Annotated in this window: 11 protein-coding genes; 5 read left to right on the top strand and 6 right to left on the bottom strand. The window is 46.3% G+C overall.

From position 1 onward, the window contains the following. Positions 1-147: 147 nt before the first annotated feature. From A8C56_RS02405 to A8C56_RS02415, 3 genes are all read left to right on the top strand, one after another. Positions 148-2,925 (top strand): bifunctional aconitate hydratase 2/2-methylisocitrate dehydratase, encoded by a 2,778-nt coding sequence (locus A8C56_RS02405; RefSeq protein WP_245645717.1) that lies wholly within the window; start codon positions 148-150, stop codon positions 2,923-2,925. A 57-nt stretch (positions 2,926-2,982) separates the two neighbouring features. Beyond that, positions 2,983-5,250, top strand: a complete 2,268-nt coding sequence (locus A8C56_RS02410) for an aconitate hydratase (protein ID WP_067751544.1) — start codon at positions 2,983-2,985, stop codon at positions 5,248-5,250. 187 nt (positions 5,251-5,437) lie between these two features. After that, the gene (locus A8C56_RS02415) at positions 5,438-5,962 is read left to right on the top strand and encodes a hypothetical protein (RefSeq protein ID WP_067751547.1); all 525 of its coding nucleotides are present in this window, start codon (positions 5,438-5,440) and stop codon (positions 5,960-5,962) included. A gap of 114 nt (positions 5,963-6,076) precedes the next feature. Here the strand turns inward: A8C56_RS02415 and ychF are convergent, their stop codons facing one another. Further along, a complete protein-coding gene (gene ychF / locus A8C56_RS02420) occupies positions 6,077-7,174 on the bottom strand; it encodes a redox-regulated ATPase YchF (protein ID WP_067751550.1) in 1,098 nt (365 codons plus the stop codon). Between the two features lie 197 nt (positions 7,175-7,371). Between ychF and A8C56_RS02425 the strand changes: the two genes are divergently transcribed. After that, positions 7,372-8,775: a nucleoside recognition domain-containing protein gene (locus A8C56_RS02425; RefSeq protein WP_067751553.1), complete on the top strand. Its 1,404-nt coding sequence runs from the start codon at positions 7,372-7,374 to the stop codon at positions 8,773-8,775. Between the two features lie 148 nt (positions 8,776-8,923). Here the strand turns inward: A8C56_RS02425 and A8C56_RS02430 are convergent, their stop codons facing one another. From A8C56_RS02430 to A8C56_RS02450, 5 genes are all read right to left on the bottom strand, one after another. Continuing rightward, a complete protein-coding gene (locus tag A8C56_RS02430) occupies positions 8,924-9,565 on the bottom strand; it encodes a carbonic anhydrase (protein ID WP_067751556.1) in 642 nt (213 codons plus the stop codon). A 37-nt stretch (positions 9,566-9,602) separates the two neighbouring features. Further along, positions 9,603-11,303 carry a SulP family inorganic anion transporter gene (locus tag A8C56_RS02435; protein ID WP_084489952.1) on the bottom strand — a complete coding sequence of 567 codons (1,701 nt, stop codon included), beginning with the start codon at positions 11,301-11,303 and terminating at the stop codon, positions 9,603-9,605. Between the two features lie 136 nt (positions 11,304-11,439). After that, the gene (locus tag A8C56_RS02440) at positions 11,440-11,796 is read right to left on the bottom strand and encodes a hypothetical protein (protein ID WP_245645879.1); all 357 of its coding nucleotides are present in this window, start codon (positions 11,794-11,796) and stop codon (positions 11,440-11,442) included. A gap of 90 nt (positions 11,797-11,886) precedes the next feature. Beyond that, the gene (locus A8C56_RS02445; protein WP_067751562.1) at positions 11,887-12,135 is read right to left on the bottom strand and encodes a DUF6814 family protein; all 249 of its coding nucleotides are present in this window, start codon (positions 12,133-12,135) and stop codon (positions 11,887-11,889) included. Positions 12,136-12,161: 26 nt separating this feature from the next. Beyond that, positions 12,162-13,682, bottom strand: coding sequence for an MFS transporter (locus tag A8C56_RS02450; RefSeq protein ID WP_067751565.1), 1,521 nt, complete (start codon positions 13,680-13,682; stop codon positions 12,162-12,164). A gap of 149 nt (positions 13,683-13,831) precedes the next feature. Between A8C56_RS02450 and acs the strand changes: the two genes are divergently transcribed. Continuing rightward, positions 13,832-15,778, top strand: a complete 1,947-nt coding sequence (gene acs / locus A8C56_RS02455; protein WP_067751568.1) for an acetate--CoA ligase — start codon at positions 13,832-13,834, stop codon at positions 15,776-15,778. The last annotated feature ends 771 nt before the right edge of the window (positions 15,779-16,549 follow it).

Consider the following 16,549-nt stretch of genomic DNA (forward strand, 5'->3'; position numbering starts at 1 on the left):
GGCATAGACTCTGTTGATTTTCGCCCGGCAGGGTATCCATGCAGGGGGCGCTACGGCGAAACGGCTCTTTTGCAATTTACACAGGCTGGTAAAGAAAAAATGGCAGTATCAGCTACCGTTTTAAAAAACTGCCTTTAACAGTGAAAAATGATTATGAGTATTTATAACGATTATATTAAAGAAATCGAAGAAAGAAAAGAGCAGGGGCTTCATCCGAAGCCGATTGATAGTGCAGAATTGCTAAGCGAAATTATTACACAAATCAAGGATTTGGATAATCCCCGTCGGCAAGATGCCCTTAAATTCTTTATTTATAACACCCTGCCGGGTACTACTCCCGCTGCCGGTGTAAAAGCAAAATTCTTAAAGGAAATCATTCTTGGTGCAGTAGTAGTTAAAGAAATTACGCCTGCTTTTGCTTTTGAGTTATTATCACATATGAAGGGTGGCCCTTCCATTGAAGTGTTGCTTGATTTAGCGCTGGGGGCTGATACCGCTATTGCTCAGGAAGCGGCAAATGTTCTTAAAACACAGGTATTTCTTTATGAAGCAGATACAGACCGTCTGAAGGAAGCATTCAAAAGCGGTAATGCAATTGCTAAAGAAATTCTGGAAAGCTATGCACGGGCTGAGTTCTTTACTAAATTACCGGAGGTGCCTGAAGAAATTAAGGTAGTTACTTTCATAGCCGGTGAAGGTGATATTTCAACGGATCTGCTCTCTCCAGGTAATCAGGCGCACTCCCGTTCTGACAGGGAATTGCATGGTAAGTGTATGATTACTCCCAAGGTGCAAAGTGAAATCAGGGCATTACAGGCACAGCATCCTGACGCAAGTGTGATGTTGATTGCGGAGAAAGGTACTATGGGAGTAGGGTCTTCAAGAATGTCTGGTGTAAACAACGTGGCGCTTTGGACGGGTAAACAGGCAAGCCCGTACGTGCCGTTCGTTAATATTGCTCCGATCGTTGCGGGAACAAATGGTATTTCGCCGATCTTCCTCACTACTGTTGACGTTACCGGCGGTATCGGCATCGATCTTAAAAACTGGGTAAAAAAACTGGATGCAGCTGGCAAACCCGTATTGAATGAAAAAGGCGAACCGGTTCTGGAAGAAGTTTATTCTGTTGCCACGGGAACGGTTCTTACGATCAATACAAAGAAAAAGAAATTGTATAATGGCAACCGGGAGCTGATTGACATTTCCAGGTCGCTCACTCCCCAGAAAATGGAATTCATAAAAGCCGGTGGTTCTTATGCAGTGGTATTCGGTAAAAAAATCCAGACATTTGCCGCAAAAACACTGGGCATCGATACCCCGGCTGTATTTGCCCCGTCAAAGGAAATTTCTATTGAAGGGCAGGGGTTAACAGCAGTTGAAAAAATATTCAACAGAAACGCGGTAGGTGTAACCCCGGGTAAAGTGTTACACGCCGGCTCGGATGTCCGTGTAGAAGTAAATATCGTAGGCTCACAGGATACAACCGGGCTGATGACTGCCCAGGAACTGGAAGCTATGGCCGCTACAGTGATTTCTCCGATCGTAGATGGAGCCTACCAATCCGGCTGTCATACGGCTTCTGTATGGGATAAGAAAGCACAGGCAAATATTCCGAAACTGATGAAATTCATGAATGAATTCGGTTTGATCACTGCCCGTGACCCCAAAGGCGTTTATCATTCAATGACTGATGTCATTCACAAGGTGCTGAATGATATGACAGTAGACGAATGGGCAATCATCATTGGCGGGGATTCTCATACAAGAATGTCAAAAGGTGTTGCTTTTGGGGCAGATTCAGGAACCGTTGCGCTTGCGTTGGCCACAGGCGAAGCATCCATGCCGATTCCCGAATCAGTGAAGGTCACTTTCAAGGGAAAAATGAAAGACCACATGGATTTCCGTGATGTGGTGCATGCTACACAGGCTCAAATGCTTCAGCAATTTGGCGGGGAAAACGTATTCCAGGGCAGGATCATTGAGGTGCACATCGGAACGCTTCCTGCTGATCAGGCATTCACCTTTACAGACTGGACAGCAGAAATGAAGGCAAAGGCTTCCATCTGTATTTCCCAGGATGACACCTTGATTGAATCACTGGAGATAGCCAAAAGCAGGCTCCGGATCATGATCGGCAGGGGCATGGATAACGGGAAACAGGTGCTGCAGGGCCTGATTAACAAAGCAGATAAGCGGATTGCAGAAATTAAATCAGGTGAAAAGCCGGCACTGACTCCGGATGCAAATGCCAGGTATTATGCAGAAGTAGTGATTGACCTGGATGTGATTGATGAACCGATGATTGCCGACCCGGACGTTAACAATGAAGATGTTTCAAAAAGATATACACACGATACGATCAGGGAACTTTCTTACTACGGAGGAGCAAAAAAAGTGGATCTGGGGTTTGTTGGTTCCTGTATGGTGCACAAAGGCGATTTGAAAATTGTTTCTCAAATGCTCCGGAACCTGGAAGAGCAGCAGGGTAAGGTAGAATTCCATGCACCGCTTGTAGTGGCAGCGCCAACTTATAATATCATTGATGAACTGAAACAGGAGGGGGATTGGGAATTACTGGAGAAGTATTCGGGATTTGAGTTTAGTGATCTTTTGCCTAAAAAAACAGCCCGCACAGCGTACGAGAATATGATGTATCTGGAGCGCCCGGGTTGTAACCTTTGCATGGGGAACCAGGAAAAAGCAGCAAAGGGAGATACCGTAATGGCAACCTCGACCCGCCTTTTCCAGGGAAGAGTGGTTGAAGATTCCGAGCGTAAAAAGGGAGAGTCCCTGCTTGCATCCACGCCCGTTGTCGTCCTGTCTGCCATTCTTGGGCGCATTCCAAGCATAGAGGAATATAAAACAGCAGTGGCAGGTATTAATCTGACGAAATTTGCACCTGCTTCCAAACAGCTGGTAGGATAGTTTTTGATGCTTCCATTGTTGAAAATGTTGAACGTATAATATTTAAACTTAAGTATTATGGCATTCGATTTTGATTTGATTAAAAGGGTATATGCGGATTTTGAAAATCGTATAAATAGCGCCCGGAAATTTGTAAATAAGCCGCTTACATTTACCGAAAAAGTATTATATGCACATCTTGCCCAGCCGGTAACCAAAGCCTATGAGCGCGGTGTGGATTATGTTGATTTTGCACCTGACCGTGTAGCCATGCAGGATGCTACGGCCCAAATGGCATTATTGCAGTTTATGCAGGCGGGGCGCAAAAGGGTAGCTGTGCCTTCCACGGTGCATTGCGACCACCTGATTATGGCGCAGACAGGTGCGGAAAAAGACCTGACCGTTGCCAAAAAAGAAAGCAGCGAAGTATTTGATTTTCTTTCTTCTGTATCTAATAAATACGGGATCGGTTTCTGGAAACCGGGAGCGGGCATTATACACCAGGTAGTACTGGAAAATTACGCCTTCCCCGGGGGAATGATGATTGGTACCGATAGCCACACCGTAAATGCCGGCGGTTTGGGAATGATTGCCATAGGTGTGGGCGGGGCAGATGCCTGTGATGTGATGAGCGGCCTTCCCTGGGAGCTGAAAATGCCAAAGCTGATCGGGATAAAGCTGACCGGAAAATTGAACGGCTGGACGGCTCCGAAGGATGTAATCCTGAAGGTAGCCGGTATCTTAACTGTAAAAGGTGGTACAGGCTGTATTGTGGAGTATTTTGGAGAAGGCGCGCAGGCATTAAGCTGTACCGGTAAAGGAACCATCTGTAATATGGGTGCGGAGATTGGTGCCACTACTTCTACGTTTGCATATGACGACAGTATGAGCCGTTACCTTAAGGCTACAGGACGTGAGGATGTGGCCGCCGCAGCAGATGCCATTAAAGAACAACTGACGGCAGACCCGGAAGTATACGCAAACCCCGGACAATACTTTGATCAGGTCATCGAGATCAGCCTGGATGAACTGGAACCTCATCTGAACGGGCCGTTCACCCCGGATCTGGCAACACCGGTCTCAAAAATGAAGGAAGCTGCTGCTGCAAACGAATGGCCTACAAAGGTAGAAGTGGGCCTCATCGGCAGTTGTACCAATTCTTCCTATGAAGACATCAGCCGCGCGGTATCATTGGCAAAGCAGGTAAATGAAAAGGGCCTGAAAACAAAAGCCGAATTTACAATCACCCCCGGCTCTGAACAGGTGCGCTATACTATTGCGCGGGATGGTTTTCTGGATACGTTTGCCAATATAGGCGCAACTGTATTTGCAAATGCCTGCGGGCCCTGCATTGGTATGTGGAACCGTTTGGGTGCAGATAAGCAGGAAAAGAATACCATTGTGCATTCTTTCAACAGGAACTTTGCAAAACGCGCAGATGGCAACCCCAACACCTTTGCCTTTGTTGCTTCACCGGAACTGGTGACTGCCCTGGCCATTGCGGGAGACCTTACCTTTAATCCGCTTACAGATACTTTGATCAATGAAAAAGGAGAGACTGTAAAGCTGGATCCGCCAACGGGTGATGAACTGCCTGTCAAAGGCTTTGCAGTAGATGACCCGGGCTACCAGCCTCCGGCTGCGGATGGCTCCGGAGTGGTTGTAAAAGTGGCTCCGGACAGCAACCGTTTACAATTGCTGGATCCGTTTCCGGAATGGGAGGGTACTGATCTGAAAGGATTGAAGCTGCTGATTAAGGCGAAAGGGAAATGTACCACTGACCATATTTCCATGGCTGGGCCCTGGTTAAAATTCCGCGGGCACCTGGACAATATTTCCAACAACCTGCTGATCGGGGCAGTGAACTTCTTTAATGATAAAACCGATAATGTAAAAAATCAGCTGACCGGTAAATATGGCCCCGTGCCGGCTACACAGCGTGCCTACAAGGCCGCCGGCATCGGCACCATCATTGTGGGCGATGAGAACTATGGAGAGGGCAGCAGCCGGGAACATGCCGCTATGGAGCCCCGTCATTTGGGAGCACGTGCAGTGCTGGTAAAATCCTTTGCGCGCATTCATGAAACCAACCTGAAAAAGCAGGGAATGCTGGCGTTAACCTTCGTGAATAAGGAAGATTATGACCGTATTCTGGAAGATGACACAATCGACATCATTGGGCTTACGGAGTTTGCCCCCGGCAAACCTCTGCAAATTGTGTTGCATCATGCCGATGGCGTAATCGAAACCTTTGATGTCAATCATTCTTATAATGAGCAGCAGATCGAATGGTTTAAAGCAGGCGCTGCGCTGAACATTATCCGCAGGGAATTTGCTGCCAAGTAAAATGAAATTTTAAAAGAGCTTATAAATAGAAGTAGCACGGCCCCATCGGGGCCGTTTTTATTACCTATTGCTTCTTTTAAAGGCAAGATTATAAAACGGAAAAAATAGCTGCCTGTTGCGTTACCGTTTATTGTTTCGTTCTATATAGCTGTAAACTGTTTTAAATACCTGTAACCGGACAAACAGAATGAAAACCATTAGTATACTATTCAGCTGGCTATTACCAGTATTGCTGTTCAGTGCCTGTCAAAAAAGAGAAGACAGCCAAAAAGGATATGATTATGTGGAAGCATATAAAAACAGTTTATCCGTTCCGGTAGAGCTGCACAGGGGAGCCGTTTGGAACAAGTCGGCCGATAAGGACACCCTTGTTTTTATTGATACGATCAAAATTGCTCCCGGAGCTGTCTATGAAAAAACGCAGTTTGTTTGTACAGATAATTGCGGGGACAGGCTGTATAATGTGGCTAAAACAAGTGTTGTTGAGATCAGAAGCCTGGCAAAAATCTATATCGGAGAAAAACAAAGAAGCGATACCGCATGCAACACCTGGCGTTATTTTCACCGGAACGATCCTGTTCCCGGTAGCTGCACAAATAATGTTCCCAATATTTATAACCCGGACCGCTGGTCTGCTACGCAGGATGCCGCAGGCAACATAGTAAGGCGGGAGTATGTTTTTAATGAAGAAGACCTTCAGTCGGCAAAATAAATTTAAGAAAAACGCCAATGGTAGCAGCGCTCACAGATGCAAAACGCTGAATGCTGAAAACGGCTGCCTGGTAACCCGCATCTCAACCCATAACGCCCAGTTTTCAACGCCCAATCACACATTAAAACGGAAATGCATAATGTCGCCATCCTTTACCAGGTATTCTTTTCCTTCAATACGCAGCCTGCCGGCGTCACGGGCGCCTGCTTCTGACCGGTATTGTACAAAATCGTCATAAGAGATCACCTCGGCTTTGATAAAGCCTTTTTCAAAATCAGTATGGATCACGCCGGCACATTGCGGGGCCTTCCAGCCGTCATGGAAGGTCCAGGCACGCACTTCCTGTACGCCGGCTGTGAAGTAGGTTTTTAAACCCAGCAGTTTGTATGCAGAACGGATCAGGCGATCCAGTGCCGGTTCCTCCATCTGGTATTCTTCCATAAACAGCGCCTTATCATCCGGGTCCTCCATTTCAGCGATCTGCGCCTCAATGGAATTGTTCATTATAATCACCTCCGCGTTCTCATTTTTTACGGCTTCCTTTAATGCTTCTGAGAATGCATTGCCGGTATGCATGGATGCTTCGTCTACATTGGCCACATATAAAACCGGTTTGTCTGTAAGCAGGAACAGTTCTGCTATGGCTGCTTTTTCTTCTTTGCTGATGTCCAGAGACCGGATGCTTTTTCCCTGCTCCAGGTGCGCCTTGCAACGCTGCAGTATCTCCACTTCTGCTTTTATTTTAGGATCGGTTTTCGCCTGCTTTTCTTTTTTCTGCAGTTGTTTTTCTACGCTGTCCAGGTCTTTCAGCTGCAGTTCAGTATCAATGATCTCTTTATCTGCCACAGGGTTGATGGCGCCTTCGTCACGCAGGATGTTTTCATCCTCAAAACAACGGATCACATGTATAATAGCATCCACTTCCCTTATGTTTGCCAGGAATTTATTGCCCAGGCCTTCCCCCTTGCTGGCACCACGTACCAGGCCCGCAATGTCCACGATCTCGATCTGGGTGGGCACCACTCTTTCCGGCTGTACCAGCCCGGTTAAAACATCCAGGCGCTCGTCCGGCACGTTCACCAGTCCCACATTGGGCTCAATAGTGCAGAAGCGGTAATTGCTTGCCTGTGCTTTTGCGCTGTTGCTGACTGCGTTGAATAAGGTCGATTTTCCTACATTGGGTAATCCTACAATACCTGCCTGTAATGCCATGTGTATGAGTTATCAGTTATGAGTTATCAGTTATGAGTTATCAGAATTCAGTCCCGGAAGTCCTGATAGCTATCGGGATCAGAAATCAATTTTTAGGGCGCAAAGGTACAACTAATATCCCTGTTTTAAAATAATATACTAACTTTCAGCCTGTTTTTCATTAATGATTTCTTATTCTGTATTTTATATTTGTTTTAATGGTACTGAGCAGGATTTGGTCGGCATTTATATTGATTGCATTAACAGTAGCCCTGGGAAGGTTTTTATTTCAACCCGGCCAGGAACAGATCTTCAGTCAGCTGGTAACGGGTAAAGGGGGCGATACCCTCGTGAGCCGCCAGGCAACTGCACAGGCTATTCCTGCAACTGTACAGTCCCGGATTTCGGCCAGCCACCCGGTGGCTAACTGGAACGGGCTGAATGTTGCCAAAAATGCAGACGGAACCTTTCTTGTGTTTCAGTTGCAGGGCACCAATGGTGTTTTTGATACTACCAGGGATGCTGTGAACCTGTGCATCGGTCTTATCGGTATTATGGCGTTGTTCATGGGCTTTATGAATATAGCCGAAAAGGCGGGGGGCATCCGGTTTTTATCAAGGATCATCGGGCCGTTCTTTTCAAAGATATTTCCGGATGTACCTAAAGACCATCCTGCCATGGGCCATATGGTTATGAATTATTCCGCTAATTTATTGGGGTTAGATAACGCCGCCACTCCTTTTGGCATAAAGTCCATGGAAAGCCTGCAGGAATTAAATCCCAGTAAAGAAACAGCCAGCAATGCACAGATCATGTTTCTGTGCCTGCATGCATCGGGCTTAACATTAATACCCACCGTGATCATAGCAGACCGGGTGACCCTTAAATCGCAGTTTCCTACAGAAGTGTTTATTCCCTGCATGATTGCTACGTTTGTGGCTACCATTGCAGCATTGTTTATTGTGGCTGCCCGGCAAAAGATAAAAGTGTTTCAGCCAGTGATCATTCTATGGGTAATGGGCATTACTGCCGTATTTACCGCGCTGATCCTGTATGTGCGGGTGCTGGATGCAAAGGGGGTTCAGTTGTTTTCCACTACATTGAGCAATGGCCTTATTCTCCTCATTTTTTTACTGATCATACTGGGGGCCATCTATAAAAAAACAGCCATTTTTGATGATTTTATTGATGGTGCCAAAGGCGGATTTGAAACATCCGTGAGGATCATTCCTTACCTGGTAGGGCTGCTGATCGCCATCAGTATGCTGCGTAACAGTGGCGCTTTTGATTTTGTAATGGATGGTATTAAGTATGTGTTTCACCTGTGCGGGGGTGATCCCCGTATTGTAGATGCCCTGCCTACCGCGTTGTTAAAGCCGTTCAGCGGCAGCGGTGCACGGGCTATGATGATTGATACGTTAAAAACACACGGCCCCGATTCTTTTGTAGGAAACCTTACTTCCGTATTCAGAGGGGCGGCAGATACTACTTTTTATATCATTGCCGTTTATTTTGGAGCCGTGGGTATTAAAAACACCCGTTATTCCGTGGGGGCAATGCTATTGGCTGACCTGGCAGGTGTGTTAACGGCAATAGCAGTAAGCTATTTGTTTTTTAAATAAAAAGGGGCTGTATCAAAAGTTCACTATTGTCTTGCTGAATTTATTTCAGCATCTGAATGATTCTCAATAGATGCTGAACCAAGTTCAGAACGACATTACGTTCTGAAATGACTTTTGATACAGCCTTTATAATTGAAAGGCTTAATGCTTATTTAAGGTCGTCATAAATATAGATTGGGTCAATTGTTGTTGTATTGGGCTGAATAGTATGCAATGGGTGAAGCTGCCCGTCTGCCAGTCCGTATACCCAGCCGTGCAGCACAGGAGCGCCTCTTTCTTTCCATGCTTTCTGGATAATAGATGTTTTGGCCAGTTTTTCTACCTGCTCTTTTACGTTTAGCTCCACCATACGGTTCAGCCTGTCCTTTTCATCTTTAATAAGCTCCAGCTCCTCTTTGTTTTTATAGTAAACATCTTTGATCTCCCGCAGCCACATGTTCAGCACCTGGTGAAAGTCATCATTGCTCAGAGCTGCTTTAACACCACCACAGCCATAATGCCCGCAAACGATCACATGCTTTACCTTTAAATGCGCTACAGCATATTCCAGAACGCTGATCAGGTTAATGTCTGTATGTACAACCAGGTTGGCAATATTACGGTGCACAAAGATCTCACCGGAAGTGGTACCGGTAATTTCGTTGGCAGGCACACGGCTATCACTGCAGCCGATCCACAGGAACTCCGGGCTTTGTGATTCTGCAAGATTGTCAAAAAAATGATTGTTTACTTTTAATTTCTGAGCGGCCCATTCTTTATTGTTTGCTAATAATTTTTCGTAAGATTTCATAATTATTTATGAGGTATTAATTTTAATGAAAATAAATTTACTGAGGTTGTGTTGCTAAGGTAGCAAAATCCATAGTGGATTCCTTTTCCTGTTCCTGCTTTTCTTTCTGGCGGGTACTGATAATAACGTTGGTGTAAGTTCTTCTCAGGTGCCCTTCTTTGTTGTCGTTTGCCAGTATCTTATTGGAAAAACCGTGATCAATAAAGCCGCTGGTTTCCAGTTGTACGTCGATAGCTCTTAAAGGTGCCTGGATGATGAAATCTTCAATAACTTCAACAATGTCCTTATCAATAAAATCGGCACGCAGTGCATCGATCACTACCTGGGCCCCGTCGGGCACTTTTTCAAGGTTTTGTTTGATGAGGGCTTTATTAAGGAAAGAAACATCTTTTCTTAACCGGAATAGGTATTTCTTATCATCCTTAACCACAAATACGGCTTTCCTGAAATTGGAACGGAAAGCAAAGAACAGCCCCGCGCCAATGCCAATGATAACTCCCTTCAGCAGATCTGTAGCCAGTATGGCTATAACAGTAATCACAAATGGCAGGAACTGGTCCCATCCTTTTTTATAATAAAATTTAAATAATGCCGGTTTAGCCAGCTTATACCCTGTAAAGATCAGGATAGCGGCCAGGGCGGTCTTGGGAATGCTGTTTAACAGTGCCGGTATAAAGGCAACACAGCTCAATAGCAGCACACCGTGCAGAATGGCCGACATTTTTGTTTTTGCCCCTGAATTCACATTGGCCGATGAGCGCACAATAACACTGGTAACAGGGATACCGCCTAATAAGCCGGAAACAATATTTCCGATGCCCTGTGCCTTCAGTTCCCTGTTGGTGGGGCTGATGCGCTGGTAGGGGTCCATGGCATCTACCGCTTCCAGGCTTAAGAGGCTTTCCAGACTAGCTACTAATGCAATGGTTAGCGCAAGCACCCATACCTGGCTGTTACCAATCACGCTCCAGTCGGGGCTGGTAAAGAAGGACAGGAACTCCCTGGCAGATCCTGCCTGTGGAATGTTTACAAGGTATGCTTCTGATAATGCAGGCATTAAACCTGTACCTGTAAATAAAGCGTTCAGCCCAACGCCCAGGAAAACGATCAGCAGGGGAGCGGGGATGAGCCTTATCACCCCTTTTTTACCGGCTGTCCATTTTTCCCATATAAAATGAAATACCAGGCAGACCAGCCCTATTACTAATGCAGCCGGGGTTATATAGGCGAATGCCTTAAAGAAGTTGATAAAGATATTTCCTGAGGGAACAACAGCTTCCTCATCATTGGCGGGCAATGCCGATTGGTCGCCCAGCAACTGGGGCACCTGGTTAATGATAAGGATGAGCCCGATGGCGGCCAGCATACCTTTGATGACACTGTTGGGAATATAATCACCGATGATACCGGCTTTTGCAAATCCCAGGATCAGCTGCAACACCCCGGCCAGCACCACAACTACAAGGAAAGCCTCAAAGGACTGGAGGGTAAGGATCGCTGAGGCCACAATGGCCGTAAGCCCGGCTGCAGGGCCGCTAACGCTGAGCTGTGAACCGCTGGCAATGCCAACAATGATGCCGCCGCAAACGCCGGCTATAATGCCGCTGAACAGGGGGGCATTAGATGCCAGCGCCACTCCAAGGCATAAGGGCAATGCTACCAGGAACACCACAATGGATGACGGGATATCAGCTGCCAGATTGGAAAAAATATTTTTTGATTTAGGTTGCGTATTCATAATACTTATTTAAAAAGGTTCTTACGCTGCTGCCAATGGCAGCAACAATCAGTAAAACAGATCGGGATAGCTAACACTGTACCGGCATTACAGCATCAGTCTGCTGCAACGGAAAACAGGAGTAGCCATAAAGTAATTATGAAATTGTATTGGGGGGCGGTGCGTGTAATTCTGCATGAAAAGCAATATAAGTGCCTTCATGCAGGTGCAGGTAGGCGATATCTTTTTGTAATTCGGTGATCGAAAAATCGTACCCGTCATTATGCAGGTACTCTTCATTGATCGTTAAATTAGGATTAGAAGGCACCTTTTCCTCTGTGGTACCCGCTAATGAATTATTGGCGTTTTTCTCTTTTGAAGTGGTTTTCTCAGTTAATTGTTTTTTAGCTTCATAAACAAAAGGCAGGCTTACCGTAAGCCATAACAGCACCACGGCAAACAAAAATGCCAGGATGCTTAAGAATGCTTTTTTATATGTAATGCCTTTTATCACGCAGCGCAAAAATACTGAGCTTTATTTTTTTTGACAAGAAAGTCAGCAAAAATTACAATTTTTTAACGAAGCGCCCTGATAAACAGCAGATCACTGCTGATCAACTGATGAGGTTGCTGTATCATTATACACCCCTTTTAAGGCATACCATCCAAAGATCATCAACCCAATAGCTATGGGGAAAAATATGGCGATAATAATGATCCAGATCACCGGGTTATTAATGTCTTTTTCCCCGTTGCTATCAATATTATGAACCGCGCCCATCAGCAGGAAATAAATGATGAGCGGGCCTGATAACAGCCAAACGATGCCTAATATTCTTTTTATTGCATTCATATATTGAAGGTTTAAAAAATGGTTGGTCAGGAAGCCGGTGTACGGTTGCGGAGGTACACGGCTCCGATTATAAAGCTTAACGCTGCTATTCCGATAGGATACCAGAGGCCCACCAGGGGGTCTTCTGTAAAAGTTGTCTGAAGCAGTACCCCGATAAAAGGCACCAGCCCGCCAAATACGCCATTGCCGATATGATAGGGAAGCGACATAGAGGTATAGCGTATATGCACAGGAAACAATTCCACCAGGAAAGCGGCAATTGGGCCGTATACCATGGTTACATATAAGATCAAAAGAAATACAAGGCCCACGTATTTCCAGTAAAGGTTTTTAGGCAATACCTTGTCTTTGATAACCGGCTTTCCTTCGGTAATGCTGGTGGTAGCAGAGCGCAAGGTGTCAGTTTGTTCCTGTACGTATTGTATACCGCCTGCGAGTTCAAAATGCCGGGTGACGGTGATGAGCGAATCAGCAGTACCTGCCAGTAATTTTGACTGTTTTTTGGTGCCGGATAAGACACGGTTTCCTTCGGATGCCTGTTCGGTCTTTGCGTTTTCAAGCAGCGCATTAAAGATCGGACGATAGGTAAGCACGCCCAGGAGCATTCCCAGGAGCATGATCCATTTGCGCCCTGCCTTATCGCTCAGCCAGCCAAAAAAGATAAAAAACGGGGTAGCAAATAAAATGGCCCATAGTAAAACAGAACGGCTTTGTTCAAAATTCAATGCCACCTTGGTTTCCAGAAAACTTTGTGCATAAAACTGTCCGGTGTACCAGATCACCCCCTGGCCCATGGCCGCGCCAAATAATGCCAGCAGCACCATTTTGAAATTGTCCCTCTTACGAAAACTTTCCTTTAGAGGGTTCTTTACTACTTTTCCTTCGCTTTTCAGTTTAGCGAACAATGGTGATTCCTGCATCTTCAAACGGATGTATACCGATACGATCACCAAAAGGATGGAGAACCAGAACGGGTATCGCCAGCCGCCCCATTCCGCATTGAATTGTTCATCCGGCAGGTTCATTTTTACCAGCATAATTACTCCCAGCGCCAGGAACAAACCCAGTGTGGCCGTGGTTTGTATCCAACTGGTATAAAAACCTCTTTTACCGGCAGGTGCATGTTCCGCCACATAAGTGGCAGCACCGCCATATTCGCCTCCTAATGCCAGGCCCTGTAACAACCGCAGCAACAGAACGATCAGCGGCGCGGCAATGCCTATGGACCGGTAGCCCGGTACCAGCCCTATCAGGAAAGTAGATCCGCCCATCAGCACCAATGTTAAAAGAAAGGTCGATTTTCTCCCCAGCAGGTCGCCCAGCCTTCCAAAAAACAAAGCGCCAAAAGGGCGTACAATAAAACCGGCTGCAAAAATAGCCAGGGTACTCAGTAATGCCGCCGTACTGTTCCCCTCCGGAAAGAATTCAGTGGATATGGTTTTGGCAAGCATTCCAAAAATGTAAAAGTCGTACCATTCGATCATGGTTCCCAGGGAAGAAGCGCCAATTACTTTTCGAAGCAAACCTGCTTCACTTGCTTGTTTCATGTGTTTGTTTTGTTAAATGCAATCGTTTACGTACAATCGTTAGATAAATGGCCTGCAGCCTGGCTTCAAGATAATACTTCTTCATTAAATAAAGCGTTATTTTGAATAATTTTAATTGCCTATATTTAAACCCGCAAAAACGTAGAGTTATGTCATATCCCTTTCAGATTAAAACGATAGAGCAGTACCATGAAGCGTATAAAAGAAGCATTAATGACCCGGAAGGTTTCTGGTCAGATGTGGCCGATGCTTTTGAGTGGAAAAAGAAGCAGCCCTTTAGCAGCCGGGTGCTGGAATGGAATTTTACCGAGCCCAGAATAAAATGGTTTGAAGGGGCCAGGCTGAATATAACCGAAAATGCGCTGGACCGGCATTTAAAAACAAACGGAGATACCGCGGCGCTTATCTGGGAGCCGAATGATCCCAATGAAAAAACAAGGACCCTTTCTTATAAGGTGCTGCATCGGAAGGTATGCGAGTTTGCGCAGGTGCTCAGGAACAACGGTGTAAAAAAAGGCGACCGTGTTTGTATTTATATGGGAATGATTCCGGAGCTGGCCATTGCCGTGCTGGCCTGCGCACGTATTGGCGCCATTCATTCTGTTATCTTCGGCGGGTTTTCTGCGCAAAGCATTGCCGACCGCCTGGATGATGCGGGTGCGGAGTATATTATTACCTGCGATGGGGCCTACCGCGGCGGAAAAGACATCCCCTTAAAATCAGTGATTGATGATGCGCTGATCGGCAATAAAACGGTAAAGCGGGTTATTGTGCATACCCGTACCCGCACCCCGGTAAGCATGATCAAAGGGCGTGATGTTTGGTGGCGGGATGAGGTGGATGATGTTATTGAAACGATGAACGATGAGGTGCTGAACATTCCGGCAGCCGAGATGGATGCAGAAGACCCGCTGTTCATACTATATACCTCCGGCAGCACCGGTAAGCCCAAAGGCGTGGTGCATACCTGTGCCGGCTATATGCTGTGGACGGCCTATACCTTTGTAAACGTATTTCAATATCAGCCGGGCGATGTGTTTTTCTGTACGGCGGATATCGGCTGGATCACCGGCCACAGCTATATTGTATATGGTCCTTTGCTGGCAGGAGCTACCTGCCTTATGTTTGAGGGAATCCCTACCTGGCCGGATGCCGGTCGTTTCTGGGATATTGTAGACAAGCACAAGGTGAATATTTTATATACTGCGCCTACAGCCATCCGCTCTTTAATGAGCTATGGGCTGGAGCCGCTGAAAGGCAAGAACCTCTCTTCATTAAAAGTGCTGGGCAGCGTGGGAGAGCCTATTAATGAAGAAGCATGGCATTGGTATGATGAGCACATCGGTAAAAAGAAATGCCCTATAGTAGATACCTGGTGGCAGACAGAAACAGGAGGCATTCTTATTTCAAATCTTGCTGGTGTTACCCCTGCAAGGCCCAGTTGGGCCACACTGCCCTTACCGGGCGTGCAACCCCTGCTGGTGGATGAAAAGGGAGAGGAGGTCACTGAATTTACAGATGTGGCCATGAGCGGTAATCTGTGCATGCGGGCACCATGGCCCGGTATCTTAAGAACCACCTGGGGCGATCATGAGCGCTGCCGGCAAACTTATTTCAGCGCGTATAAGGATCTTTATTTTACAGGCGACGGCGCCTGGAAAGATGAGGAGGGCAATTATAAAATAACCGGCCGTGTGGATGATGTGCTGAACGTAAGCGGTCATCGCCTGGGAACAGCCGAAGTAGAAAATGCTATTAACATGCACGCCAGTGTTATTGAAAGCGCTGTGGTAGGCTACCCGCATGATGTAAAGGGCCAGGGCGTATATGCTTATGTGGTACTGGATGAAAAAAGGCATAAAGAAGATGATGATCTTACAAGAAAAGATATACTGGCCACGGTAAGCCGGATCATTGGACCTATTGCCAAACCGGATAAGATACAGTTTGTAAGGAACCTTCCCAAAACAAGAAGTGGTAAAATTATGCGCCGCATATTACGAAAGGTGGCTGAAGGAGAGCTGAATAACCTGGGCGATACGACCACCCTGCTGGACCCTGCTGTGGTGGATGAAATTAAGGAAGGCCGCCTGTGATGTTTTTAATAAATGATAGTATACAGCCAGCCATACCGGTTGGTTGTATTTTTTATGTTCAGGGTGGTTGCCTCACCAGGGTCATACTGTTCCGATGGCTCGGGAGAAGCAGGGCGCAGGCCCCGGCCGTACCGGACGGCACGTTCAGACAGGAAAGCATTCCTGTAATATGGATGTTTGACAATTGAGAGCGCCTCCGGCTTCTCCGCGGGTTGGCAGGTACGCCCAGGATGACGGCAGGAAAATTTGTTATTGTTACATCCGACCTTTCGGAGCAAACAAATAAAAAACTCAGCGTGACGGAACGGGGATTATGTTTTCGTCATGCTGAGGCAACCATAAAAGCGTTGCTTTTAAACTTATTGGGATGACAATTTTTTCAATCGTCATCCTGTGTTTGTAATAGGGCCTGATCAATGAGGCGATAATAAACACGCTTGTGGTCACCCTGCCCCGAATGTTCGGGGTATTTCAGGGTCCAGGTGAGCGATCAATAGATGCCGAAACAATTCCGAACTATCGGAACGGCATGACAAAAAGAAAGATTGATTTTCAAAACAATAACACATCTGTCATTGGCAGCGCATCCCGCGATTGCGGGAGAAACCGGGGATCTGTATTATCAGGGAGATTCTTCCGCTCATTCCGCTCCGCTCCATCCGGAATGACGTTCCTTATGTAGATGCATTTCCAACAACTTCCAACACTTGTCATTAACAGCGGAGCAAAGCGTGGGAAGCATCCTTTGATATTGAAATGTCCGATAACTGA

Origin of the sequence: Niabella ginsenosidivorans, assembly GCF_001654455.1 — a bacterium.
Classification (GTDB): domain Bacteria; phylum Bacteroidota; class Bacteroidia; order Chitinophagales; family Chitinophagaceae; genus Niabella; species Niabella ginsenosidivorans.

What these genes read in the sequence shown, in the direction of transcription:
- A8C56_RS02405 (WP_245645717.1), top strand. Translation starts at nt 148, where the DNA reads ATGATTATGAGTATTTATAACGATTATATTAAAGAAATCGAAGAAAGA.
- A8C56_RS02410 (WP_067751544.1), top strand. Translation starts at nt 2,983, where the DNA reads ATGGCATTCGATTTTGATTTGATTAAAAGGGTATATGCGGATTTTGAA.
- A8C56_RS02415 (WP_067751547.1), top strand. Translation starts at nt 5,438, where the DNA reads ATGAAAACCATTAGTATACTATTCAGCTGGCTATTACCAGTATTGCTG.
- ychF (WP_067751550.1), bottom strand. Translation starts at nt 7,174, where the DNA reads ATGGCATTACAGGCAGGTATTGTAGGATTACCCAATGTAGGAAAATCG.
- A8C56_RS02425 (WP_067751553.1), top strand. Translation starts at nt 7,372, where the DNA reads ATGGTACTGAGCAGGATTTGGTCGGCATTTATATTGATTGCATTAACA.
- A8C56_RS02430 (WP_067751556.1), bottom strand. Translation starts at nt 9,565, where the DNA reads ATGAAATCTTACGAAAAATTATTAGCAAACAATAAAGAATGGGCCGCT.
- A8C56_RS02435 (WP_084489952.1), bottom strand. Translation starts at nt 11,303, where the DNA reads ATGAATACGCAACCTAAATCAAAAAATATTTTTTCCAATCTGGCAGCT.
- A8C56_RS02445 (WP_067751562.1), bottom strand. Translation starts at nt 12,135, where the DNA reads ATGAATGCAATAAAAAGAATATTAGGCATCGTTTGGCTGTTATCAGGC.
- A8C56_RS02450 (WP_067751565.1), bottom strand. Translation starts at nt 13,682, where the DNA reads ATGAAACAAGCAAGTGAAGCAGGTTTGCTTCGAAAAGTAATTGGCGCT.
- acs (WP_067751568.1), top strand. Translation starts at nt 13,832, where the DNA reads ATGTCATATCCCTTTCAGATTAAAACGATAGAGCAGTACCATGAAGCG.